Raw genomic sequence first — 25,305 nt, forward strand, 5'->3', positions numbered from 1 at the left:
CCACCAGAGCGAGCCCGTCATCGTCGCCAGCCCCGTCACGGCCAGCAGTGCGACGTAGTCCCACCACCGGCACGCCCGCTCCACCGCCGTGCCCACCCCCGCGAACACCAGCAGGTTGAGGCCCAGGTGCAGCGCGTCCCGGTGCAGGAGGTTGGCCGACAGGAGCCGCCAGCCCTGCCCCGCGTCCGTCACCAGGGGGCCCGACTTGGCTCCCCAGCGGACCAGCGCGTCCACCCCGGGCGGCCCGCCGGACGCCACCGCTAGGTACAGAATGGCCTGCGCCGCGATCAGCGCTATCGTGAGCCCCGGTATCCTGCGCTCCCCACCCTTTCCGGCCAATCGACCGATGGACAACAGTGCCTCCCTGACCCTGGGATGGGCGAAAAACCCTGTTGTTCTCGGGGGATACATGGCTTGTCTCGGCAAAGGGCATTCTGCTATAGCTGTACTCGGACCGGACCCGTGCTGAAGCTCATCATCGAAGACGACGAGGGGCGCAAGACCGTTGTTCCCTTCGTGCGCGACGAAATCACCATTGGCCGTCAGGAGGGCAACACGATCCGCCTGACCGAGCGGAACGTGTCACGTCGACACGCCCGGCTGGTGCGCCTCAATGGACACGTCGTGCTCGAAGACCTGGGGAGCTACAACGGCACCCGGATCAACGGTGAACGCGTCGCAGGCCAGCTCCCTCTCAAGGAGGGCGACCTCATCCAGATTGGCGACTACGATCTGGCCTTGCAGGTCGAGGGCGCGGCCAACGCGGCCGCCCCCACTGGCGCCATCACCGCCAAGGTGCCCGCCTCCCGCCGGCCGGAGCCGGAGCCGGAGGAGGACGACGACGAGCGCGGCGGCCCCGCCCCCCGCGACACCATGGTGGATGGTGAGGACGAGGCGGAGGACCCTGACGAGGAGGACGGCGACGAGCCGGGCCACACGCCGGTGTCCGCGGAGGCGCGCCGCAACGCCACGTCCATCATCCGCATGGACCAGATGGAGGCGGACCGGCCCCGGCGCGTGGAGCGCGTGCCGGAGGACGAGCAGCCCCGGCTGCTGGTGCTCGCCCCTACCGAGTTCAAGGGCCAGGAGTACGACTGCAACCGCACGGAGCTGCGGATCGGCCGCACGTCGGAGAACGACGTGGCGCTGGACCACCGGTCGCTGTCCCGCACGCACGCGAAGATCGTGCGCGAGGAGACCGGCGAGTGGCGCGTCATCGACATGCAGTCGGCCAATGGGCTGACGGTCAACGGTGAGAGCTACGCCCAGGCGACGCTCGCCCACGGCGACGTCATCGAGATGGGCCACGTGAAGCTGCGCTTCGTGGGGCCGGGCTCGCTGGCGGAGGACATCGCCGCGCAGGAGCGCAGCGGCTCCAAGAAGATGTGGGTGGCCGCGGTCATCGCGTTCCTGTCCATCGGCGCGGGCGCGGCGCTCTTCGTGGTGAAGGGGCAGGACCTGCTGCCCAAGCAGCCGGACGCACCTCCGCCCGTGGTCGCCGCGGATCCGCAGCCGGTTCCGCAGCCGGTTCCGGAGACGAAGCCCACGACGAAGCCCGCGGAGACCGTGGCCGCGAATCCGCCCGCGACGCCGGACACGAAGCCCCCCGACGCGCCGAATCCTCCGGAGTCGGTGAAGACGCCGCCGGCCCAGAAGGTGACGGAAGCGGACTTCGACACCGCGCTCAGGTCGGCCAACTTCGACGTCGCGTCCACCATCCTGAAGAGCCTGGGGGAGTCCGCCCGAGGCGCTCAGGCCCTCAAGGCGCAGGCAGCGCGTGAGCGCCTGCTGGCCCAGGAGATTGACGCCGACAAGAACCTCACCGCCGCCCAGCAAGCCCTGGACGCCGGCAAGTTCAAGGAGGCGGGCAGCAGCCTGGCCAAGGTCTCCCCGGAGACGGTCTTCAGCTCCCGCTACGCGAACGTGAAGCAAGGGCTCGAGGCCCAGGCGCCGGCCCCGGCCACCGAAGTCGCCAGCGCTCCCGCCATGGCGGCCGAGGACGTGACGGTCGAAAAGCTGAAGACCCTGAAGCCGGCGGACATCGTCAAGAACATCGATGCCATCCAGGCCAAGGTCCGTACCCTGACCAAGACGCAGCGGGATCCGGATGGGGCGCTGGCGATTGCCAAGCAATGCGAGGCGATCGCCCCGAAGGTTCCCGAGTGCCACCTCATGCTCGGCGTGGTGTACGCCGCGCTCAAGGACTTCAAGATGAGTGAGCGGCACTACGAGACGTTCCTCACGCTCACGCCAGAGGGCTATCCAAAGAGAGACCTGGTCATCAAGGCATTGAGCCAGATCGCCGGGGCGACGCCGCGCTAGGCGCGAAATCCCCCTGTCTCGAAGAATGGCGACCAACCCCCCGCAGCACTTCCCTCAACCTTGCAGCGAGGAGACGCTGTGCAGATTCGCATCCTGGTAGTTGATGACGAGCAGGACAACTGCGACTACCTCAAGCTTGTGCTGACCCGTGAAGGTTACGAGGTCGTCACCACCACGGACCCCACGCAGACGGTGGACATCCTCCGGGGCTCCGACTTCCACCTCGTCATCCTCGACATGATGATGCCGCAGATGTCCGGCACCGAAGTCCTGGAGCTGATCCGCAAGTACGACACGGACATCGCGGTCATTGTCGCCACGGCCTACCCCACCGTGGACACGGCCGTCGCGTCACTCAAGGCGCAGGCGTCCGACTATGTGAAGAAGCCCATGGAGCCGGAGCAGTTCACGGCCGCCGTGCGCAACGCGCTGCAGAAGAAGGGCCTGTCCCAGGACCCGGAAGCCGACCTGCACCGCGCCATCGGCCGCACCATCCGCGACGCGCGCAAGACGCAGGAGCTCACGCTCAAGCAGCTGGCCCGCCGCACCGGCCTGTCCGTGTCCCTGCTGTCCCAGATTGAACGCGCGGAGTCCTCCGCGTCCATCTCGTCGCTCTACAAGATCGCCTCCGCGCTCCAGCTGCGCATGGGCGAGCTGTTCGGCGACACCTAGCGACCGTTGAACCGGGGCGCGCGCTTCTCCAGGAAGGCCGCGCGCCCCTCCTTCGCATCCTCGCTGCCAAACGCCTCGCCGCGCACCTGACGCAGGTGCGCGACGTCTTCCGGGGACAACCCGGAGCGCGCCAGCAGCCCGAACGCCTCCTTCATCCCCGACACCGCCTTCGGCGCCCCCGCGGCCAGCGTCGCGCACAGCGCCAGCGCACGCCCTTCCGCGTCCTCGGGGCACTCATCCAGCAAGCCCCACGCGAGCGCCTCCGCCGCCGGCAGCCGCCGCGCGGTGAGGAACAGCTGCTTGGCGCGCGACAGCCCCACCAGCCGCACCGCCCGCGCCAGCCCCTCCGGCGAGTACACGATGCCCAGCCGGGCCGGAGGCATGAGGAAGAACGCGTCGCCCGCGCCCACGCGGAAGTCGCACGAGGCCGCCAGGTCGAAGCCCGCGCCCACCGCGCCGCCCTGCACCAGCGCCACCGACGGCGCCGGGTGCCGCTCCAGCTTCAGCAGGCACGCCACCAGCGGGTCATCCGGCAGCCGCCCATCCGCGCCCGGCGGGCCCAGGTGCGTCAAATCATAGCCCGCGCAGAAGTGCCCACCCTGGCCGCGCACCAGCAGCGCGCGCACGTGGCCCGCGGGCTCCAGCGCCGCGTCCAGCCGGGCCAGCAACGCGTCATTCAGCGCGTTGCGCCGCGACGGGTTGGAGACGGTGAGCACCCGGACACCGCCCTCGCGATCCTCCACCTCCAGCGTGGGCTCCATCCCTGGCCTTGCTCCCCGTCCCCCTCGGTGAAGCCCGTGACTACCCGAGCACCACGAGGACGTCGCCCTCGTTGACCGCCTGCGCTTCCTTGCAGCGGATCTCCTTCACCGTGCCGCCCTCTTCGGCCTCCACGGGCATCTCCATCTTCATGGACTCGAGGATGACGAGCGTGGTGCCGGAATCCACCTTGTCGCCCACCTTCACCTCGATCTTCCACACCGTGCCCGTGATGTGCGCCGCAACGTCCGCCATGAACCGTCCCTCCTCGGGTGGGAAAACTTCTAAGGCTTCGCGTGATGATCCAGGAAGTGCGTGTCCAGCTCTCCGGCGCTGAAGGCAGGGTCCTTCAGGATGCGCAGGTGGAGCGGGATGTTCGTCTTGATGCCTTCGATGCGGAAGGACTCCAGCGCCTTCACCGCGCGGGCAATGGCCTCGTCGCGCGTGGCGCCGCTGATGATGAGCTTGGCGATCATCGGGTCGTAGTTCGGCGTCACCACGTCCCCTTCCGCGTAGCCGGAGTCCAGGCGCACGCCTTCACCCGTGGGCGGCTGGAAGACCTTCAGCGGGCCGGGGGACGGGAAGTACTTCACCGGGTCCTCCGCGTAGATGCGGAACTCCAGCGCCGCGCCCTTCCGCTTCACGTCCTCCTGCTTCACCGTCAGCTTCTCGCCCGCGGCGATCCGCAGCTGCCAGCCGATGAGGTCCAGGCCCGTGGTCAGCTCCGTCACCGGGTGCTCCACCTGGAGCCGGGCGTTCATCTCGATGAAGTACACCTGCCCGTCCGAGTACAGGAACTCCACCGTGCCCGCGTTCGCGTAGCCGAACGTCTTCGCCGCCGTGACGGCCGCCGTGAAGAGCTTCTCCGCCAGCGCCGCGTTCCGCCCGTTGGCGAACAGCACCGACGGGGCCTCCTCCACCACCTTCTGGTGCCGGCGCTGGATGGAGCACTCGCGCTCCAGGCCGTGGATGAGGTGGCCGTGGGTGTCGCCCAGAATCTGGACCTCGATGTGGCGGGGCGCCGGGAAGTAGCGCTCCAGGTACACGCCCTCGCGGCCGAAGGCGGCCTTCGCGCGGTCCGTGCACTGGCGGTACACCTTCTCCAGCTCCGCGGGGTCCTTCGCCGCCGCCATGCCGATGCCGCCACCGCCGCTGGCGGCCTTGCACAGCACCGGGTAGCCGATGCGCTCCGCGGCCTCCAGGGCGCTCTGCACGTCCGGCAGCACGCCGTCGCTGCCCGGCACCACCGGCACGCCCGCGGCGGACACCAGCTTGCGCGCCTGGCTCTTGTCCTTCATCCGGGCCATGGCCTCCGGCGGCGGGCCCACGAACGTCAGCCCCGCGTCCGCGCACGCCTGCGCGAACTCGCCGTTCTCCGACAGGAAGCCGTACCCGGGGTGCACCGCCTGCGCGCCCGTCTTCTTCGCCGCCTCCAGGATGGCGGGGATGCTCAGGTAGCTGTCCTTCGCGGGCGCGGGGCCGATGCGCACGGCCTCGTCCGCCTCCTTCACGAAGGGCAGGTTCACGTCCGCGTCCGAGTACACCGCCACCGTCTTCACGCCCATGCCCCGGGCCACGGCCCCGATGCGACGCGCGATTTCACCCCGGTTGGCGATGAGCAGCTTCTGGAACATGGCAGGCACCCTGGCGGAACGAAGGGCGGCCAAACTAACCCCCACCCCCTTGACTGACAAGCGTTCGGGCAGGTGCGCAACAGGTCCGTACAGTCCCGTAAATTTGCGGACTTGCGAACCCCTGGCGTACCTTGCCCGACGTGAAGCCTCCCTCGACAGGAACGCACAGCGTCGTGGACCTGCATGGTGCCCGCCGCGCTCGCCGTCTGGACTTGTACCGGAACCGGCTCAACCAGCGGCAGCAGGACACCCGCGCCAATCTGGTGACGCTCTACGAGGGCGGCACCCTCTTCACGCCCGACGGCACGCAGCAGGGCCGCTCGCTGCTCAAGGCCCTGCAGCTCTTGCAGCGCGCCGGCACCCGCCTGGAAGAACTGTCCGGTGACGGACTGCTGCCCGCCCCCAGCGTGTCGGAGCGCATCGACGCGCTCTACGACGAGGTGGACGGACTGTTCACCAAGTGCGACCGCCTCACCGGCAGGGGCACGGCGAGCGTCGCCCGCCTCCCCCGCGGCTAGCGTCCTTCGCTGCCTTTACGGCAGCTCCGTCTGGCCCTGGCGGCGCAGGAACGTGGGGATGTCGAACTGATCCTCGTCCAGGGGCAGCGCCGCGTCCTTCACCACGGCCGTGCGCGCGCTCTGCATGGAGGACTTGGAGTTGTCCACGGTGGACATGGTCGGACGGGGGGTGCTCTTCGCGGGCACCAGGCTGGCCACCTCCTCGCGCGGCGAGGACAGGGCCATGGGCGGCGTGGAGGGACGGCCCACCAGCGGCACCTGGACCACCTGCGCCATGGGGCGCGCCTTGGGCGCGTCCCGGTGCACGAAGCCCGTGGCGATGATGGTGATCTTCACCTCGTCCTGGATCTGCTCGTCGATGAGCGACCCGAAGATGATCTCCGCCTCGCCATCCGCCGCGTCGTGCACCAGCGTCAGCGCCTCGTTGACCTCCTGCAGGGTCATGTCGCGGCCGCCGGTGATGTTGATGAGCAGGCCCGTGGCGCCGTCGATGGAGACGTCCTCCAGCAGCGGGCTGGAGATGGCCTGCTGCATGGCGGTGATGGCGCGGCGGTCGCCGCAGGCGTGGCCCGTGCCCATGAGCGCCAGGCCCTTGTCGCTCATGATGGTCTTCACGTCCGCGAAGTCCACGTTGATGTAGCCGTGGTACTGGATGAGGTCGCTGATGCCCTGCACGGCGTTGAGCAGGACCTCATCCGCGCGCTTGAAGGTCTCCAGCAGCGGCATGGGCTCGTTGGAGAGCGACAGCAGGCGCTGGTTGGGGATGGTGATGAGCGTGTCCACCGCGGCCTTGAGCTCCACGATGCCCTGCTCGGCCTGCTTGCGGCGCTTGTTGCCCTCGAAGAGGAACGGCTTGGTGACGACGCCCACCGTGAGGCAGCCCAGGCTCTTGGCGATGTCCGCGATGATGGGCGCGGCGCCCGTGCCGGTGCCACCGCCCATGCCCGCGGTGACGAAGACCATGTCGGCGCCTTCCAGCACCGCGGCGATCTGGTCGCGCGACTCCAGGGCGGCCTCGCGGCCCATCTCCGGGTTGGCACCCGCGCCCAGGCCCTTGGTGAGCGCCTGGCCCAGCTGCAGCCGGGTGGGCGCCTTGCTCGCGGCGAGCGCCTGGACATCGGTGTTGGCGGCGATGAAGTCGACGCGGTCGAGCTTCGACAGAATCATCGTGTTGACCGCGTTGCAGCCCGCCCCGCCCGCGCCCACGACACGAATCTTCGCGGCCTGCTTGTTCTGCTCGAACTGGTCCATGTCGTCCTCGTGGCGGAAGCACCGCGGCGCCGTCCGCGGAAACACCCACCGTCGACAATCATCAGGAAGTCGGGCGCTTTGGCAAGTATTCCGCTACCAGCCTGTAGCGCCCTGCTGCGCGCCCGAGTCCTGACGCCCACTTACGCGTGTGGCATCACCGGGCATGCGGACATCGCGCGCGTGCAAACACCCTCTTGACTCGCGTCGGGTGACTCGCCGTGGCCGGTCATGCACACCGTTCGCGCAGGCGCGACGTGACAGGACGGGCCAGATGACGAAAAGGCCCGGCTCCCTCGGGGGGAACCGGGCCTTCCGTGTTTCATTCCAGCGAGAGACCGCTACGGGGCGGGCTTCTCCACTTCCACCTTGGCCATCCGCGTGATGTTGAACTCCACGCGGCGGTTGTTCTCGCGGCCCGCGGCCGTCTTGTTGGTGTCCACGGGCTTCGTCTCACCGTAGCCCTCGGACTCCAGGCGCTCCGCGGCGATGCCCTCGTTGACGAGGAACGTCTTCACGCTGGCGGCGCGGCGCTTGGACAGGTCCAGGTTGGCGACGTCGCTGCCCTGGCTGTCCGTGTGGCCCTCGACGCGCAGCAGCTCCACCTGCGGGTTGGCGCGCAGCACGGCCGCCACCTGCTTCAGGATGGGGAACGAGCGCGGCAGGATGACGTCCTTGTTCGTGGCGAAGTAGACCTTCTCCAGGATGAGGATGCGCTCGCCCTCGACGAGCACCTTGACCTTGCCCTTGTCCGGGCAGCCGTCCTCGTCCGTGACGCCATTGATGGTCTCCGGCTCCAGCGGGCACTTGTCCGCCGTGTCCGCGATGCCGTCCTTGTCGTTGTCCGGGTCCGGGCAGCCGTCCTCGTCCTGGAAGCCGTCCTTGTCCTCGGGCGCGTTGGGGCACTTGTCGTCCGGGTCCATCAGGCCGTCGCCGTCGGAGTCCACCGGGGCGGGCGGAGGCGGCGCGGGCTTCGTGTCCGGGCAGCCGTCGGCGTCCTCGAAGTCGTTCACCGTCTCCGGCTCGTTGGGGCACTTGTCCGCCGTGTCCACGATGCCGTCGCCGTCGTTGTCCGGGTCCGCGCAGCCGTCCTGGTCCTGGAAGCCGTCGAAGTCTTCCGGGCCCTCCGGGCACACCGGCCGGGGCTGCGCCGGGGCGCGCTCCGGGGTGCTGTAGCCCACGGACGCGAGCACGCGGAACGTCGGCGTGCCGTAGCCGTGCGTGAGGCCCGGGCCCGCGCCCACCTGCGCGGACAGGCCAGTGAGGCCGCGGTACTTCAGGGCCGCGAGCAGCTCCAGCGGACGCTCCTCCGCGTCCTGCTGCTTGAAGCCCAGCGCACCCACCAGCGAGGCCTGCACGGCCAGCGGCAGGTCCCCCAGCGGCGCCTCCGCGCCCACCCCGTACGCCAGCGCGCTGCCGACGTTCAGGTTGCGCAGCTGCTCCGCCTTGCGGATGTCCACGCCCACGTTGGCGAGCACGCGGAAGCGCCGGCCGTACTCCGCCACCACGCGCGGGTTGACGGACACGCCCGACCCGCCGAGGAAGTCCGAGGCGCCGCCAGTGGGCAGCGACACGGGCACCACCACGGACAGGCCGTAGTTGTCACCGTCCAGCAGCCGCGCCTTCGGGATGAGGCGCAGGTCGCCGATGCCGCCCCCGCTCACCCCGTTGGCGAAGGAGGAGTCCACGGCCGGCGAGTTCTCCGAGCTCTGGATGGTGATGGGCAGCACGACGCCGATTTCGAACCGGTCGAAGAGGCCGACGGCGCCCATCAGGTCCACGCCCACCTGGCTCTTCACCAGGGCAGTGACGTACGTCTCCGAGCGGGGGTCGAAGAAGTTGAGCGGCTTGTCGGCGTAGTTGACCGACAGCCCCACGTTCCACCCCAGGTGCCGCTGCACCTTCGCGCCGTGCACCGCGAGCACGTCCGCGACGCCCGGGCCCGGCTTGTACTGCTGCACATCGATGGCCTGCGACACCGCGGTGGCCTGCGCGTGGGCACTGGTGCCCGCGAACAGCGCCGTGACGAACACGGCCAGCGCCCCACCCGCTCGCGCCAGGAAGTTCCCGGCGCGGCGGAAGCGGCGGCCCACCAGGGGCAGCGCCAGCAGCATCAGCGCGAAGGGCGCCAGCGAACCGGAGCCTCCCGTGCTGCAGCCGTGGCCCACCACCAGGTAGTCATCGTTGGCGTCGAGCGGGTTGGAGCCGCCGTTCACCTCCGTGCCGTCGTCGATGCCGCCCTGGTCGGTGTCCTTCATCGTCGGATCCGTCTCCGTGGCGTCGCGGCGGCCGTCGTGGTTGGCGTCCTCCTCGCCGTCCTTCAGGCCGTCGCCGTCCGTGTCCGCCTTCTTCGGATCCGTCTTCGTCGTCGGGTCCGCGTCCGGCTTGAAGTTCGGAGACGACGTGTCCGTGCCCGGCGGAGCAGTCTCCAGGGTGACCCCCAGCTCCGTGCCGTCGAGGATGCCGTCGTTGTCGCTGTCGGGGTCGAGCGCGTCGATGATGCCGTCCCCGTCCGTGTCGGTCAGCCCGTCGATGCCGTCCGGCACGCCGTCGTCGTCAGTGTCGGGGTCGAACGGATCCGTCCCCTTCTCCAGCTCCGTGGCGTTGTCGATGCCGTCGCCGTCCGCGTCCTTGTCGTCCGCGGCGTTGTTCGGGTCCGTCTCCAGCACGTCCACGCGGCCGTTGTGGTTCTTGTCCTCGATGCCATCGAGCACGCTGCCGCCGTCGGTGTCGGGGTTGAGCGGGTTCGTCTTGGTGTCGGGGTCCTGATCCGCGACGAACTTCGTCGGGTCGGTGTCGTCGCCCTGCGGCTGGGTGAGGCCCAGTTCCAGACCGTCCGTCAGGCCGTCGCCGTCGGTGTCGATGTTGTTCGGGTCGGTCTCCGTCGGGTCCTTGAGGCCGTCGTGGTTGGCGTCCTCGTTGCCGTCGAGCAGACCGTCGTCATCCGTGTCGCCGTCCAGCGGGTTCGTCTTCGTCGACGGGTCCTTGTCCGCCACGAACTTGGACGGGTCGGTGTCGTCGCCCTGGGGCGTGGTGAGGCCCGTCTCCACGCCGTCGGTCAGGCCGTCGTCATCGGTGTCGATGTCCTTCGGGTCCGTCTCGTCGGCGTCGACGATGCCGTCGTGGTCCTTGTCCTCGTTGCCGTCGGTGATGCCGTCGTCATCCGAGTCGTCGTCGAGCGGATCCGTGCCGCCCACCTTGACCTCGATGCCGTCGGGGATGCCGTCGCCATCGGTGTCCGGGTTGTTCGGGTTGGTGCCCAGAATGATTTCCTCGGCGTCCGGCAGCCCGTCGTTGTCCGTGTCCACCGTGCCCGCAGGGGTGACAGTGAAGGTGGTGGTCGCGGTGGAACTGTTCGTGCCCGCGCCGTTCGTGGACACCGCCGTGACGGTGTACGTGCCGTTGGCGAGCGGACCGGGCAGCGCCTGGCTCCAGTTGCCGGAGGCGTTCACCGCGATGGGGCCGTAGTTGGTGCCCTGGAAGGTCACCGTCACGGACGTGGCGCCCGTGGACGTACCGGTGACCGTCACGTTGGGGTTGGTCGTCGAGGAACCGTTGGCCGGCGTGGTGATGGCCACCGTCGGGGCGGCCGTGTTCACCGTGAAGGTGGAGGTCGCGGTCGGGCTGGTGTTGCCCACCCCGTCCACCGCCACCGCCGTCACCGTGTACGTGCCGTTGGCCAGCGGGCCGGGCAGCGACTGGCTCCAGTTGCCGGAGGCATCCACCGGGATGGGGCCGTAGTCCGTGCCCTGGAACGTCACCGTCACGCTCGTCGCGCCGGTGGTCGTACCGGTGACCGTCACGTTCGCGCCCACCGTCGAACCGTTGGCCGGCGTGGTGATGGCCACCGTCGGCGCGGTCTGATCCACCGTGAAGGTGGAGGAGTCAGGCGTGCTCTCGTTGCCCGCCGCGTCCGTGGACACCGCGGTCACGGTGTACGTGCCGTCCGCCAGGGGGCCGGGCAGCGCCTGGCTCCAGTTGCCGGAGGCGTCCACCGGGATGGGGCCGTAGTCCGTGCCCTCGAAGGTGAGCGTCACGGAGGTGGCGCCCACGGAGGTACCGGTGACCGTCACCGTGCCGGAGGCGACCGTCGTGCCGTCCACCGGCGCGGTGATCTCCACTTCCGGCGCCGTCAGGTCCACCGTGAAGGTGGTGTCGTCCGGCGTGCTCTCATTGCCCGCCGCGTCCGTGGCCACCGCGGTCACGGTGATGGAGCCCTCCGGCAGGGACACCGGCAACTGGTAGGTCCAGTTGCCCGCGCCATCCACGGGGATGGGGCCGTAGTCGGTGCCGTTGTAGGTCAGCGTCACGGACGTCGCGCCCGTGGACGTACCCGTCACCGTCACCGTGTCGGTGTTGATCGCCGAGCCATCCACCGGGGTGCTGATGGCGACGGTCGGCGGGGTCAGGTCCACCGTGAACGTGGAGGTCGCGGTCGCGCTGTTGGTGCCGGCGCCGTTCGTGGACACCGCCGTGATGGTGTACGTGTCCTCGGTCAGGGGGCCGGGCAGCGTGAAGCTCCAGTTGCCGGAGGCGTCCACGCTGATGGGGCCATAGCTGGCACCGTCAAACGTGAGCGTTACGGAGGTGGCGTTCGTCGTCGTACCGGTGACCGTCACCGTGTCGGTGTTCACGGAGGTGCCGTTGGCCGGCGTGGTGATGGCGACCGTGGGGACCGTCAGGTCCACCGTGAAGGTGGAGGTCGCGGGAGTGCTCTCGTTGCCCGCCGCGTCCGTGGACACCGCGGTCACGGTGTTGGGACCTTCCGGCAGGGTCACGGGCAGCTGGTAGCTCCAGTTGCCGGAGGCATCCACGGGGATGGGGCCGTAGTCCGTACCGCCGTAGGTCAGCGTCACGGACGTAGCGCCCGTGGAGGTACCCGTCACCGTCACCGTGTCGGTGCCGATGGTGGAACCGTCCGCCGGGGAGCCGATGGCCACCGTCGGCGCGGTCAGGTCCACCGTGAAGGTGGAGCTGTCGGGCGTGCTGGTGTTACCCGCCCCGTCCGTGGCCGTCGCGGTCACGGTGTACGTGGCCTCGACCAGGGGGCCGGGCAGCGGGAAGCTCCAGTTGCCGGAACCATCCACGCTGATGGGGCCGTAGCTCGCGCCGTCGAAGGTGAGCGTCACGAACGAGGCGCCCACGGACGTGCCCGTCACCGTCACGTTCGGAGTGTTGATGGTCGAGCCGTCCGCCGGGGTGCTGATGGCCACGGTCGGAGGCGTCCGGTCCACCGTGAAGGTGGAGGTCGCGGTCGAGCTGTTCGTGCCCGCGCTGTTCGTGGACACGGCGGTCACGGTGTACGTGCCGTCCGCCAGGGGACCGGGCAGCGCCTGGCTCCAGTTGCCCGAGCCGTTCACCGTGATGGGGCCGTAGTTCGTGCCCTGGAAGGTCACGGTCACGGTCGTCGCGTTCGTGGACGTACCGGTCACCGTCACGTTCGGGGTGTTGACCGTCGAGCCGTTGGCCGGAGTGCTGATGGCCACCGTCGGCGCGGCCACGTCCACCGTGAAGGTGGAGGAGGCCGGGGTGCTGTTGATGCCCGTGCTGTTCGTGGACACGGCCGTCACGGTGTACGTGCCGTTGGCCAGGTTGCCTGGCAGCGCGTAGGTCCAGTTACCGCCGGTCACGGGGATGGGACCGTAGTTCGTGCCCTGGAACGTCAGCGTCACGGACGTGGCGTTCGCGGCCGTACCGGTCACTGTCACGCTGGAGGTGCTGATCGTGGAGCCGTTGGCCGGAGTGGTGATGGCCACCGTCGGGCTTGCCACCGTGAAGGTGGAGGAAGCCTGGGTGCTCGTGGTCGTGCCGTTCGTCGACGTCGCCGTCACGGTGTACGTGCCGTTGGCCAGCGGGCCGGGGAGCGCCTGGCTCCAGTTGCCGCCGGTCACCGTGATGGGGCCATAGTTGGTGCCCTGGAACGTCACTGTCACGCTGGTCGCGTTCGCGGCCGTACCGGTCACCGTGACATTCGGGTTCGAGACCGTCGAGCCGTTGGCCGGCGTGGTGATGGCCACCGTCGGACCGGCCACCGTGAAGGTGGAGGTGGCCGTGGGGCTGTTGGTGGTGCCGTTCGTGGACACCGCGTTCACCGTGTACGTGCCATTGGCCAGCGGGCCCGGCACCGTGGCAGTCCAGTTACCGCCGGTCACCGTGAAGGGGCCGTAGTTCGTTCCGTTCAGCGTGAACGAGACGGACGTCGCGTTCGCGGCGGTGCCAGCGATAACCACGTTGGTGGGGTTCGTCACCGTGGCGTTATTGGCCGGCGTGGTGATGGCCACCGTCGGGCCCGCAACCGTGAAGGTGGAGGACGCCGTGGTGCTCGTGTTGCCACCGGCGTTACGGGAGACCGCCGTCACGGTGTACGTGCCATTGGCCAGCGGCCCCGGAAGCGCTTGGCTCCAGTTGCCGCCCGTCACCGTGATGGGACCGTAGTTGGTACCCTGGAAGGTCACGGTCACGGTGGTCGCATTCGCGGCCGTACCGGTCACCGTCACATTCGGGTTCGAGACCGTCGAGCCATTGGCCGGCGTGGTGATGGCCACCGTCGGGCCCGCCACCGTGAAGGTGGAGGAAGCCGTGGTGCTGTTGGTCGTGCCGTTCGTGGACACAGCCGTCACGGTGTACGTGCCGTTAGCCAACGGACCGGGGAGCGCCTGGCTCCAGTTGCCGCCCGTCACCGTAATGGGGCCGTAGTTGGTGCCCTGGAAGGTCACCGTCACGCTCGTGGCATTCGCGGCCGTACCAGTCACCGTCACGTTGGGGTTCGTCACCGTCGAGCCGTTGGCCGGCGTGGTGATGGCCACCGTAGGCGTCGTCGCGGCCGTGATGGTGAAGGAGTTGGTGTTGCTCGGGGCGCTCTCGACGCCAGCGGTCACCGTGACCGCGTAAACGGTGTGCGCGGCCACGGTCAGCGGCGTGGACGGCGTGAAGGAGAAGTTGCCCGACGCGTCGGACGTCACCGTCACGGCCTGGGGCTGGCCGTCGATGTAGATGCGGACCGTCTGATTCGGGCTCGGCGTCGTGCCCGTGATGGGGGGCGTGGTGTTCGACGTGGACGAACCATTGACCGGAGTCAGCACCGTGGGAGCCGGGCCCTGGGTGATGACACCCGGGTTGCCCGGCGCCGAGCCGTAGGTCGGACCATCCAGAGCAGTCGCCGTGGGCTGGATGCCCGCCGCGCCTCCCGCGACCGACGCGGGGCAGGCGTAGGAACTGGCCTGCATGTGGATGTAGCCGCCACCACCGCCACCGCCCGTGCCGTGCGGCGAATCCACGAAGGTGCTGTTGCCGCCGTTGCCACCATTCGCGGACAGCGCGCCGGTGGTACCTGTGCACGCCAGGGCGCCCGTGAACCGCAGGGAGATGGTACCGCCCGCGCCACCGCCACCCGCCGCGTCGTTCTGGGAGTTCGCCGCGGAAATGCCGTCCGCGGTGATGCTGCCTGTTCCCGCGAGCGACGCGCCGCGCACGAAGACGATGCCGCCCGCGTTTCCGCCGCCGGTGCCCACGTCGTCATTGCCGTGACCGGAGCCACCACCGCCGCCGAACAGGACGCGGGTCGCCGGGCTGAACAGCATCTTGCCGCCGGGGAAGCCACCCACCGCACGCGAAGGCCCCGTGTCACCCGTCCACGTCCGGCCGCCGATGCCACCCGCACCGCCGTTGCCACCACCACCGCCTCCGGAATTGTGGCAGATGCCGCCACCACCGGCGTTGAGGATGTTGCCGCGGCCCGCAATGATCGCACCATTCGGGAAGTCGATGGGCGGCTTGTAGCGAGCAGGAACAGGCCCCTCGCCTTTCATGGCGCCGCCATTGGGTTGCGACAGGTCATAGGCGGTCGCGGCGCAGTTATCTCCGCTGCTGTTGAAGTACTCCGCGCCGCGGAAGCCCGCGCCCGTGGCGGAGATGGCGCCGTTGTTCGTCACCGTCCCCGTAGCGAAGAAGACGACAACGCCACCCAGGTTGTCATTCCTGTCACCAGTGACCAGAGACCACGGCCGGGCGACAATGCTCCCGCCCGCAGCGATGTCCACGGTCGTGTACTCCGGCACCCGGATGGCCTGCGCCGAGGTGCGGATGGCCGTCGCGCTCGTGCCACCCGTGAACGCCGCCGTCAGAGGCTGGCCCGCGAAGGTCAGGGTAGTGCCCGTGAACCCCGTCACCCGCACAAACTGCCAGTTGCCCACCGCGTTCGACGTGAAGTCGAAGGGGCCCGCTGCGCCGGACGTGAACGCCCCGGTGTAGCCGGTGGACTGATAGATCATCACCAGGTCGTCCTTGGCGAAGCCAGTGGTGTCCACCACGCTCACGGTCGTGGCGCCCACAGCCGCGTTCGCCCTGAGCCGCGTGTACGTGTTGATGACGACCGGCGTTGTCCCGCTGACCACCAGCGGACCATCCGTGCCGTCGCCCAGGCCGAAGGTGTCGGGCTCAGCGAAGGCCGACGGCGCCGCGAACACGGCGCACAGCAGGGCCAACAGAGCCGCGGCGGAGCCGCGTACTCCCAGTAGGAGCGTCAGCAACCGCGAAGTCTTTTGTGGAGTCATAAGGTCAGAGGCCCACCTGAAACGGCGGGATGCGTTCCGGGAGCCACAGGCCCCCCTAGCAAGCCGGACGCCATCCTCTGTCGAATTCCCAATCCGTCCAAATCCTGGAACTTGCACGGCTGGACGCTCGTGCTTAGGGCGGGCGTCTGAAAGCAGGATCCAGATTCTGGAATCTGGAAACACTCCGCGTCCGGGACTGACGCGTCAGCGTTCCTCCTGACGCGTCAAGGCGCGCCCCGAACACGGTCCCCTGAAACGCGAAAGGGCCCCCCGAAGGGAGCCCTGACTCACTGCGTTGCCGGTTCCAGGAACCGGACTAGAAGATCTCTTCCAGCCACTCGCGCATCCGGCCCTTCACCTTCTTGTAGACGTTGCCGTCCTCGCGGATGCGGAACATGCGGCGGTCCATGTGCTTGGCGCCGTAGACCACCAGGCCCACGCCCGTGGCGTACATGGGGCTCTTCACCACGTCCACCAGACCTCCGATGCCGCGCGGCATGCCCCGGCGCACCGGCAGGCCCAGCACCTCTTCCGCCAGCTCCGGCATGCCCGCGAGCAGCGTGCTGCCGCCCGTGATGACGATGCCCGACGCGAGCAGGTCCTCGTAGCCGCACTTCTGGATCTCCCGGTGCACGAGCTGGAAGATCTCCTCCACGCGCGGCTCCAGGATCTCCGAGAGGATCTGCCGACCCAGCACGCGCGGCTGACGGCCGCCCACGCTGGGCACTTCAATCGTCTCGTCCTTGTTGATCATGGACGCGAGCGCGCAGCCGTACTTCTGCTTGATGCGCTCGGCCTCGTGCGCGGGGGTGCGCAGGCCGATGGCGATGTCGCTCGTCAGGTTGTTGCCGCCCAGGGCAATCACCGCCGTGTGGACGATGGAGCCGCCAGAGAAGATGGCGATGTCCGTCGTGCCGCCGCCGATGTCGACGAGGCACACGCCCAGCTCCTTCTCGTCCTCGCTCAGCACGGCCTCGGCGGACGCGAGCGGCTGGAGCACGATGTCGGAGACGTTCAGGCCCGTGCGGTTGGCGCACTTGACGATGTTCTGCGCGCTGGAGACGGCGCCCGTGACGATGTGCACCTTGGCCTCCAGGCGCACGCCGGCCATGCCCAGGGGCTCCTTGATGCCGCCCTGGTCGTCGATGATGAACTCCTGCGGCAGGACGTGGATGACCTCCCGGTCCAGCGGGATGGCCACCGCCTTCGCCGCGTCGATGACGCGCGCGATGTCCGCGTCGCGGACCTCCTTGTCCTTCACCGCGACGATGCCCTGGGAGTTGAAGCCCTTGATGTGGCCGCCGGCGATCCCCGTGTAGACGTGGGAGATCTCCGCCCCGGCCATCAGCTCGGCTTCCTCCACGGCGCGCCGGATGGACGACACCGTGGCCTCGATGTTGACCACGACGCCCTTGCGCAATCCCTTCGACGGATGCGTACCGATACCGATGATGTCGATACCGCTATCGGTCAGCTCGCCGACGATGGCGCAGATCTTCGTCGTGCCGATGTCGAGGCCGACGATGATCTCCCCCGACTTCTGCTTCGCCATGTGACTCCTCCCAGGCTCCCTCACTTTCGTGAAGGAAGCATCCTCACTGCGTCGAGTCCCCGCTCCGCACGGAGTCGGACCCACTCGAAAGCCTCACCGCCACCCAACCCGGTCGGGCACGGTTATCCAGGCGAATGATCGCGGCTGCAAGCCCCCTTGTGCTGAGCTCGCGTCGAACGCGCGCCAGCCGCTGGAGCTTGACTTCCGTTTCGCCCGCGCCGAGGCGCACCTCCTGCCCCGTCGCCGTCACCAGCGCAAGCCCGGTGTTCTCCAGGCGCACTTCAGAAAGCCGCTCGGATCGTCCGGGCAACAGCCGCGCATAAGCACGGGTTACATCCAGCGCCTCGCGGAACTTCGCGCGCACACCGTCCGGGTCCGCCACGTACGCGTCGCGTTCCACGCCGGTGACAAGCGGCAGGTCCAGCCCGTCCCCCGGGGTGACGCGCTTGAAGGGCTCGCCCTCCTCGTCCAGCACGTACAGGTCGCCCAGCACCGCCAGCGCCGCGGGTGCGTGCTCCGTCACCTCCACGGACACGCCGCGCGGAAACCGCCGCGTCACCTCCACCGTGCGCACCCAGGGGTGCTGGCCCATGGACCGCGCCAGCGCGGCCGGGTCCAGCGTCCACAGGTTCTGCCCCGCCGTCAGCCCGGACAGCTTCAGGAGCTCCGGGCGCGAGGCCCGCTCCAGCCCGGAGAAGTTCACCGACTCCAGCGCGAAGCGCGGCGACACCAGCGCCCAGGCGCGCACTTCGATGCCGCCCCAGATGAGCCCCGCCGTCGCGACGGCCAGCCCCAGCGCCTTCGCCACCGACGGCCCGTGCGAACGGACCGCGCCCTTCACCGCGTCGTTGCGCGGTGCGGCGTCCAGGCGGCGGCGGTTCTTGGATTTTCCGAAGGCCATGACTAGGGAGGCGCATGCTGCGTGCGGACGACGAACCACGCCAGTTTTTGGCTACAGGCACGTCGCTGTAGCGGCACGAGGGGACACCCCGCCCCTGCAAGGGTCTGGAACTCCAGGAAAGAACGCGGAGCGGCTCAGGCCTTGAGCGAAGCGCCCTGGAGCAGCCGCTCACAGAGGGCCGGGAAGTCGATGCCCCGCCCCGCCGCGATTTTGGGCAGGAGGCTGGAGGCCGTCATTCCGGGCAGCGTGTTGATTTCCAGCAGGAACACGTCGCCGGCTTCGGTGACGATGACGTCCGAGCGCGAGCCGCCCGAACACCCCAGCGCCTTGTGGGCGGCGAGGGAGACTTCGTTGACGCGCGCGTACAGGTCCGGAGGCAGCGGCGCGGGGAAGAGATACTGAGTACCGCTGCCTGCCTTGTACTTGGCTTCGTAGTCGTAGAACTCGCGCGCGGCCTTGACCTCGATGACGCCCAGCGCCTCGTTGTCCAGCACGCCGCCCTGCACTTCCCGGCCCTTGATGAACTGCTCCACCAGGAGCGTGCCCGCGTACTTCGCCGCGTCCTGGACGGCGGCGGTGTAGTCCTCGCGCGTCTTGCAGATGTGCACGCCCACGCTGCTGCCCTCGCGGCTGGGCTTCACCACCACCGGGAAGGGGAACGGCAGCCGGTCCGCCTCCGCGAGCGCGGCCTCCGCCGAGTCGAACGCGCGGTAGGGGGGCGTGGGGATGCCGCGCGCGACGAAGATCTCCTTCGCGTACACCTTGTCCATGCCCACCGCGGAAGCCATCACGCCGCTGCCGGTGTAGGGGATGAACATGGCCTCCAGCAGGCCCTGGACGCAGCCGTCCTCGCCGAAGCGGCCGTGCAGCGCGAGCCACGCCACGTCCACCTTCTCCGCGATGAGGCGCGCGGGCAGGTCCTTGCCCACGTCGATTTCGACCACGTCGTAGCCCAGCCCCCTCAGCGCGCCCGCCACCGCGGCGCCGGTGCGCAGGGACACCTCGCGCTCGCTGGAGAGGCCGCCGTACAGCACGCCGACGCGCTTGGCCTTCAACTCAGCGGGGGTGAAGCCTCGGGGACCGATGGTCATGGCAGGAAGACTCCAACGGATTTGACTTCGGGGTGCATGACGATGCCGGTGGCCTCTTGTACCCGGTCTTGCATCAGGGTGATGAGGCCCCGCACGTCCCGAGCGGCCGCGCCGCCCAGGTTGACGATCCAGTTCGCGTGCAGCATGGACACCTGCGCGCGCCCCAGGGTGTGCCCCTTCAGGCCGACAAGTTCAATCAGCCGCCCGGCGTGGTCGCCCGGCGGGTTGGTGAACACGCTGCCAAAGTTGGGCTGACTCAAGGGCTGCGTGCGCTTGCGGTAGCCCAGGTCCGCGTCCATGGCCGCCTTGCTGGCCACGACATCGCCCTTGGGAAGATGGAAGCGCACGCGGGTGACGATACCTCCAGCGGGCAGCGTGGCGTGACGGTAGGTGTGCGGCACCTGCGACTTCGTCAGCCACCCCACCCCGTCCGCGGTGGCCACTTCAATGGCCTCCACCACGCGGAAGCACTCGCCGTTCTTGGTGCCCGCGTTCATGGTGACGGCGCCGCCCAGGGTGCCGGGAATGCCCGCGAGGAACTCCGCGCCCACCAGGCCCTGCGCGCGCATCACGTTGACCAGCCGGGCAATGGCCGCGCCCGTGCCCAGCGTCACCCGCCCGTCGTCCGGGCCCACGTCCAGCGCTTCCGGGAACAAATCCGGGGGCAGCTTCACGGTGAGCCCCGGCACGCCGCCGTCGCCCACCAGCGTGTTGGCCCCGCCGCCCAGCACCGTCACGGGGATGCCCTCGTCGCGGGCCAGGCGCAGCAGGTCCACCAGCGCGTCCGGCGAACGGGGCCGCACCAGCGCTTCGGCCGGTCCGCCCACGCGCACGCTGATGAGCGGCGCCAGGGGTTCACCCGGCTTGACGTCCAGGCCCGGCAGACGCGCCACGCGCGCCGCCAGCGGTGTCACCTCGCCCGGCTGCATCCCCTACCCGCCCTTCGCCGCGCCCATCAGGGTGAGCAGGTCCGGGCCCACCTGGGTGATGTCGCCCGCGCCCAGCGTCAGCACCAGGTCGCCCTCGCGCACGCGCTCCAGGAGCGCCTTCGCCACGTCCGCGCGCTTCTCCACGAACGTCACGTCGCGGTGGCCGTGCGCGCGGATGGCCTCCGCCAGCGCGTCGCCGGTGGCGCCCGGAATCGGCTCCTCGCCCGCCGCGTAGACGCTGGTGACCAGGAGCACGTCCGCGTCGTTGAACGCGGTGGCGAACTCCTTCATCAGGTCGTGCGTGCGCGTGTAGCGGTGCGGCTGGAAGGCGGCCACCACCCGGCGGCCGAACGCGCGGCGCGCGCCGGACAGCGTGGCCATCACCTCCGTGGGGTGGTGCCCGTAGTCGTCCACCACGGTGATGCCGCCCACCTCGCCGCGCACGGTGAAGCGGCGCTGCACGCCGCCGAACTCCGCCAGCGCGCCGCGCACCGTCTCCAGCGGGATGTCCATCTCCTCCGCGATGGCCACCACCGCCAGCGCGTTGAAGGCGTTGTGCGCGCCCACCATGCGCACGCGGAACTCGCCCAGGTCTTCCTCACGGCGGAAGGCGCGGAACGTGGTGGTGAAGCCGTCCAGCGCGATGCCCTCCAGCCGGTAGTCCGCCATGTGCGAGCTGCCGTAGGTGACGAAGCGCTTCTCGATGCGCGGCAGCAGCGCCTGGACGTTGGGGTTGTCCAGGCACAGCACGTTGAGGCCGTAGAAGGGAACCCGGTTGCAGAACTCCACGAAGGCGGACTGGAGCGTCTCCAGGTCGCCGTAGTGGTCCATGTGCTCCGGGTCGATGTTGGTGACGACCGCGATGGAGGGGTGCAGCTTGAGGAAGCTGCCGTCGGACTCGTCGGCCTCCACCACCATCAGCTCGCTCTTGCCCAGCTTGGCGTTGGAGTCGAGCACGTTCACCTTGCCGCCCACCACCGCCGTGGGGTCCAGGCCCGCCGCGGACAGCACCGTGGCCACCATGGACGTCGTCGTCGTCTTGCCGTGGCTGCCGGCGACAGCGACCGCGTACTTCAGGCGCATCAGCTCCGCGAGCATCTCCGCGCGAGGGATGACGGGAATCTTGCGCTGGCGCGCCGTCACCACCTCCGGGTTGTCCTTGCGCACCGCGGAGGAGATGACCACCACGTCCGCGTGCACCAGGTTGGACGCCTTGTGGCCCTCGTAGAGGGTGGCGCCCAGCTTCGCCAGGCGGCGGGTGATGTCGCTCTCGCGCAGGTCGGAACCGGAGACGCGGTAGCCCAGGTTGAGCAGAACCTCCGCGATGCCGCTCATGCCGATGCCGCCCACGCCCACGAAGTGCACGTGCGCCGCGTGGCGGGTCTTGAAGAGGCTGCCGGGCTTGTTGCTGACGGTCTTGCTGCTCATGCCTTGCTCCCGGGTGCCTTCTTCACGTCCTTCGGTCCACGGTCCCGCCCGCCCGGGCCCCAGGCCTGGGTGGTCAGGTCCACGCACACGTCCGCCAGCTCCTTCGCGGCGGCGGGGCGGCCGAGGATGCCCGCCTTCTTCGCCATCTGCTTGAGCTTCGCCGGGTCCGTCATCAGGCCGCGCAGCGTTTCCGCCAGCTTCTGACCGGTGAGCTCCGACTCGCGGAACATGAGGGCCGCGCCCGCGTCCACCAGCGCGCGGGCGTTCACCTCCTGGTGGTTGTCCGTCGCGTGCGGGAAGGGCACCAGGATGCTGGCCTTCTTGCACACCGTCAGCTCCGCCAGCGACGTGGCTCCCGCGCGGCAGATGACCAGGTCCGCCTTCGCGTACGCGGAGGACATGTCGTCGATGAACTCCACCACCTGGGCCACGTCCGCGAAGCCCTTGTCCGCGTAGCCCTTCCTCACCGTCTCCAGGTCCAGCTTCCCCGTCTGGTGGACGATGTCGAGTTGGTCCTTCACGTCCCCCAGCGAGTCCAGCGCGTCCAGCACCCGGTTGTTGAGGCCGCGCGCGCCCAGGCTGCCGCCGAAGATGAGGACGGAGAACTTCTCGTGCGCGGCGCTGCTGCGCAGGTAGTTGTCCATCAGCTTCTTGCGGATAGGGTTGCCAATCATCTGCACCTTGGCTTCGGGGAAGAACGCGCGCGCTTCCTCGAAGGCGGTGAAGACGACCTTCACGATGCGGCCCAATATCTTGTTGGTGAGCCCGGGCAGCGCGTTCTGCTCCTGGATGGCGGTGGGGATGCCCATCAGCCACGCGGCCAGCACCACCGGGCCGCTCGCGTAGCCGCCCACGCCCACCACCACGTCCGGCTTCTGGCGCGACAGGATGCGGAACGACGCGAGGAACGCCAGCGGCAGCGCGATGAGGCCCTTGATGAGCCCGAGCAGGCCCTTGCCCTTGAGCCCCTGCACCTTCACGAACTCCAGCGGGTACCCCTCCTTGGGCACCACGCGCGCCTCCAGGCCCTTCTCGGTGCCCACGAAGACGACCTGGTTGTTCGGATGGCGCGTGACGACCTCTTCCGCCAACGCGATGCCCGGGAACAGGTGGCCGCCGGTGCCGCCGCCCGCGATGAGCACCTTCACGCCGTCACCTCCCGCAGGTCCGTCGTGCCCGTGCGCACCGGCCGCGTCGCGCCCTGGGTGTTCGCGCTGAGCGACAAGAGCACGCCCGCGGAGCCCATCAGCACCACCAGCGACGTGCCGCCGTAGGACACGAACGGCAGCGTCAGGCCCTTCGTGGGCAGCAGGCCCATGGCCACGCACATGTTCACCGTGGCCTGGAACGCGATGATGGAGCTGATGCCCAGGCCCAGGTACGTGCCGAAGGTCTCCCCCGCCGCCAGGGCCGCGCGGACGCCGCGCCAGAGGACGACGGCGTACAGCACCACGAGCAGCCCCACGCCGATGAGCCCCAGCTCCTCACCCAGGATGGAGAAGATGAAGTCCGTGTGCGCCTCCGGCAGGAAGAACAGCTTCTGCCGGCCGTCCCCCAGCCCCAGGCCGGTGATGCCACCGGAGCCGATGGACATGAGCGACTCCGCCACCTGGTAGCCCACGTCGTGCCGGTGGGCCCACGGGTCCAGGAACGCGAGGATGCGCTTCATGCGGTACGGGCTGGTCGCGATGGCGACGAACGCCAGCGGCAGCGCGAGCAGCACCGAGCCCACGAGGTACGACAGCTTCGTGCCCGCCGCGAACAGCAGCACGAAGAGCATGAACACCAGGAGCACGCTGCTGCCGAAGTCCGGCTGGAGCATGCACAGCAGCACCAGGATGCCGCACAGGGCCAGGTGCGGCAGGAAGCCGATGGAGAACGTGGCCACCTTCTCCCGCTTCTTCGCCAGCGAATAGGACAGGTAGACGAGCCACGCGAACTTGGCGATTTCGGCCGGCTGGAGGCTGAAGCCCGGCAGGCGGATCCACCGCCGCGCGCCGCCCGCCGTGGTGCCGATGCCGGGGATGGCCACCGCGACGAGCAGCACGATGGCGATGAGCAGCAGCGGATACGCCAGCCGCGCCAGCTTCCGCCAGCCCACCTTCATGGCCACCGCCATGGCCACGAGGCCCAGGCCCGCGGCGGACAGCTGGCGCTTGAGGAAGTAGAGGCTGTCGCCCAGCTTGTCCTGCGCCAGCACCGCGCTGGCCGAGTACGTCATCACCAGGCCCAGCGCCACGAGCGCCAGCACCGCGCACAGGAGAATCGGATCGAACCGCACGGGGGCGGCCGGAGGAGAGGTCTTCATCACGGTCAGAGCGCCCCGACCAGGCGCTTGAACGTGTCGCCCCGGTCCTCGAAGTTCTTGAACTGGTCGTACGACGCGCACGCCGGGGACAGGAGCACCGTGTCCCCCGCCTTCGCGACCTCACGCGCCTTCGCCACCGCCTGGGCCAGCGTGCCGCACGCGTGCACCGGCGCATCGTTCGCGTACGCCCGCGCCAGCGCGTCCGCGTCCTGGCCAATGGTCAGCACGCCCTTCACCTTCCCCTGCCCCGCCTCCACCATGGGCGCGTACGGCGCGCCCTTGCCCTTGCCGCCCGCGATGAGCCACACGTCGCCCGCGAACGCCTTGAGCGCCACCAGCACGGAGTCCACGTTGGTGGCCTTGGAGTCGTTCACCCACTCCACGCCGTCCAGCACGCGCACGCTCTCCAGCCGGTGCGCCAGGCCCGGGTAGCTGTCCAGGCCCGCTTGCACCGCGTCCTTCGCCACGCCGCCCAGCCGCGCCAGCAGCGCCGCCGCCATCGCGTTCTGCGCGTTGTGCGCGCCCCGGAGCGAGCGGTTGGTGAGCGTGTAGGACTCGCCCGCGAACTCCAGTTCGAAGCCCCCGGACCGCGCGATGGCCAGCCCCGCCAGCTTCGGCGCGTCCACCACCGGGCGGCCCGTGAGGCTGAAGCCGTACACGGGCACTCGCGCGGAAGCGGCCAGCCCCATCACCGCCGCGTCGTCCGCGTTCACCACGGCGAAGTCGCTGGCGGGGTCCTGGTTCATGAAGATGCGCGCCTTGGCCGCGCCGTACTCGGCGTGGTTGGCGTAGCGGTCCAGGTGGTCCGGCGTGAGGTTGAGGATGGCCGCGCCCGTGGGCTTGAGCTGGTGGATGCCCTCCAGCTGGAAGCTGGACAGCTCCACCACCAGCGCGTCCCAGTCCCCGGGGGACATGGCGGCCTCCGCCAGCGGACGGCCCAGGTTGCCGCCCACGAAGGTGCGCAGGCCCGCCTTCGCGTACAGCTCGCCGGTGAGCGCCGTGGTGGTGCTCTTGCCGTTGGTGCCGGTGATGCCCAGGAAGCGCGTGCCCGTGAGGAAGCGGCCCGCGAGTTCAATCTCGCCCCACACGGGGACGCCCGACGTGCGCGCGGCCTCCAGCTCCGGCAGCGACAGCGGCACGCCCGGGCTCACCACCACCAGGTCCTGGCGGGTGAGCAGCCCCGGGGGCGTGGCGCCGGTGGCGAGCTCGACACCCTGCGCGCGAAGCTCCTTCGCCACGTCGCCGAGCGCGTCCTCGGAGCGCGCGTCCAGCGCCGTCACCTTCGCGCCCTGCTGGACGAGCAGCCGGAGCGCCGCGACGCCGCTCTTGGCCAGCCCGAACACCGCGACCTTCCGACCGGACAGCGAGGGATTCATGGGGCGGGCCGACCT

17 protein-coding genes are annotated in these 25,305 nt (G+C 69.6%); 3 read left to right on the forward strand and 14 right to left on the reverse strand.

Features of this window, described 5'->3' with window-relative positions:
• Positions 1 to 411 (reverse strand): rhomboid family intramembrane serine protease (locus D7W79_RS00005; RefSeq protein ID WP_120523309.1); only part of this gene is annotated, 411 nt, incomplete at its 3' end.
• A gap of 51 nt (positions 412 to 462) precedes the next feature.
• Between D7W79_RS00005 and D7W79_RS00010 the strand changes: the two genes are divergently transcribed.
• On the forward strand, positions 463 to 2,322 hold the full coding sequence (locus D7W79_RS00010) for an FHA domain-containing protein (protein WP_120523252.1): 1,860 nt from the start codon (positions 463 to 465) through the stop codon (positions 2,320 to 2,322).
• Positions 2,323 to 2,400: 78 nt separating this feature from the next.
• A complete protein-coding gene (locus tag D7W79_RS00015) occupies positions 2,401 to 2,994 on the forward strand; it encodes a response regulator (RefSeq protein WP_014398871.1) in 594 nt (197 codons plus the stop codon).
• Here D7W79_RS00015 and D7W79_RS00020 read toward each other — a convergent pair.
• The 3 genes from D7W79_RS00020 to D7W79_RS00030 are packed head-to-tail and all read right to left on the reverse strand — an operon-like array spanning position 2,991 to position 5,387.
• Positions 2,991 to 3,755, reverse strand: a complete 765-nt coding sequence (locus D7W79_RS00020) for an enoyl-CoA hydratase/isomerase family protein (RefSeq protein WP_120523253.1) — start codon at positions 3,753 to 3,755, stop codon at positions 2,991 to 2,993. The two genes, D7W79_RS00015 and D7W79_RS00020, sit on opposite strands and share 4 nt — an antisense overlap.
• Positions 3,756 to 3,795: 40 nt before the next feature.
• Complete coding sequence (locus tag D7W79_RS00025) at positions 3,796 to 4,008, reverse strand: biotin/lipoyl-binding carrier protein (protein WP_120523254.1); 213 nt, start codon at positions 4,006 to 4,008, stop codon at positions 3,796 to 3,798.
• A 29-nt stretch (positions 4,009 to 4,037) separates the two neighbouring features.
• Positions 4,038 to 5,387, reverse strand: coding sequence for an acetyl-CoA carboxylase biotin carboxylase subunit (locus tag D7W79_RS00030; RefSeq protein ID WP_120523255.1), 1,350 nt, complete (start codon positions 5,385 to 5,387; stop codon positions 4,038 to 4,040).
• Positions 5,388 to 5,527: 140 nt separating this feature from the next.
• On the opposite strand from D7W79_RS00030, the gene D7W79_RS00035 reads away from it, so the two are divergent.
• A complete protein-coding gene (locus tag D7W79_RS00035; RefSeq protein ID WP_338078758.1) occupies positions 5,528 to 5,905 on the forward strand; it encodes a hypothetical protein in 378 nt (125 codons plus the stop codon).
• Between the two features lie 15 nt (positions 5,906 to 5,920).
• On the opposite strand, the gene ftsZ is transcribed toward D7W79_RS00035, so the two are convergent.
• From ftsZ to murD, 10 genes are all read right to left on the reverse strand, one after another.
• On the reverse strand, positions 5,921 to 7,156 hold the full coding sequence (ftsZ, locus tag D7W79_RS00040) for a cell division protein FtsZ (RefSeq protein WP_120523310.1): 1,236 nt from the start codon (positions 7,154 to 7,156) through the stop codon (positions 5,921 to 5,923).
• 338 nt (positions 7,157 to 7,494) lie between these two features.
• Positions 7,495 to 15,681, reverse strand: a complete 8,187-nt coding sequence (gene agmC / locus D7W79_RS00045; protein ID WP_244221526.1) for an adventurous gliding motility protein AgmC — start codon at positions 15,679 to 15,681, stop codon at positions 7,495 to 7,497.
• Positions 15,682 to 16,021: 340 nt separating this feature from the next.
• Entirely contained in the window at positions 16,022 to 17,257 is a 1,236-nt protein-coding gene (ftsA, locus tag D7W79_RS00050) for a cell division protein FtsA (RefSeq protein WP_014398878.1), read from the reverse strand.
• A gap of 43 nt (positions 17,258 to 17,300) precedes the next feature.
• Positions 17,301 to 18,158, reverse strand: coding sequence for a cell division protein FtsQ/DivIB (locus D7W79_RS00055; protein ID WP_120523257.1), 858 nt, complete (start codon positions 18,156 to 18,158; stop codon positions 17,301 to 17,303).
• 134 nt (positions 18,159 to 18,292) lie between these two features.
• Complete coding sequence (locus tag D7W79_RS00060) at positions 18,293 to 19,249, reverse strand: D-alanine--D-alanine ligase (protein ID WP_120523258.1); 957 nt, start codon at positions 19,247 to 19,249, stop codon at positions 18,293 to 18,295.
• The gene (gene murB, locus D7W79_RS00065) at positions 19,246 to 20,178 is read right to left on the reverse strand and encodes a UDP-N-acetylmuramate dehydrogenase (protein ID WP_120523259.1); all 933 of its coding nucleotides are present in this window, start codon (positions 20,176 to 20,178) and stop codon (positions 19,246 to 19,248) included. Before murB ends, D7W79_RS00060 begins: the two co-directional genes overlap by 4 nt.
• Positions 20,179 to 20,181: 3 nt before the next feature.
• A complete protein-coding gene (gene murC, locus D7W79_RS00070; RefSeq protein ID WP_120523260.1) occupies positions 20,182 to 21,606 on the reverse strand; it encodes a UDP-N-acetylmuramate--L-alanine ligase in 1,425 nt (474 codons plus the stop codon).
• On the reverse strand, positions 21,603 to 22,754 hold the full coding sequence (gene murG / locus D7W79_RS00075) for an undecaprenyldiphospho-muramoylpentapeptide beta-N-acetylglucosaminyltransferase (RefSeq protein ID WP_120523261.1): 1,152 nt from the start codon (positions 22,752 to 22,754) through the stop codon (positions 21,603 to 21,605). Before murG ends, murC begins: the two co-directional genes overlap by 4 nt.
• Positions 22,751 to 23,914 carry a putative lipid II flippase FtsW gene (gene ftsW / locus D7W79_RS00080; protein ID WP_120523312.1) on the reverse strand — a complete coding sequence of 388 codons (1,164 nt, stop codon included), beginning with the start codon at positions 23,912 to 23,914 and terminating at the stop codon, positions 22,751 to 22,753. Before ftsW ends, murG begins: the two co-directional genes overlap by 4 nt.
• Before the next feature lie 5 nt (positions 23,915 to 23,919).
• On the reverse strand, positions 23,920 to 25,290 hold the full coding sequence (gene murD / locus D7W79_RS00085; protein WP_120523262.1) for a UDP-N-acetylmuramoyl-L-alanine--D-glutamate ligase: 1,371 nt from the start codon (positions 25,288 to 25,290) through the stop codon (positions 23,920 to 23,922).
• Positions 25,291 to 25,305: the final 15 nt, after the last annotated feature.

Origin of the sequence: Corallococcus exercitus, assembly GCF_003611585.1 — a bacterium.
Lineage (GTDB): Bacteria > Myxococcota > Myxococcia > Myxococcales > Myxococcaceae > Corallococcus > Corallococcus exercitus.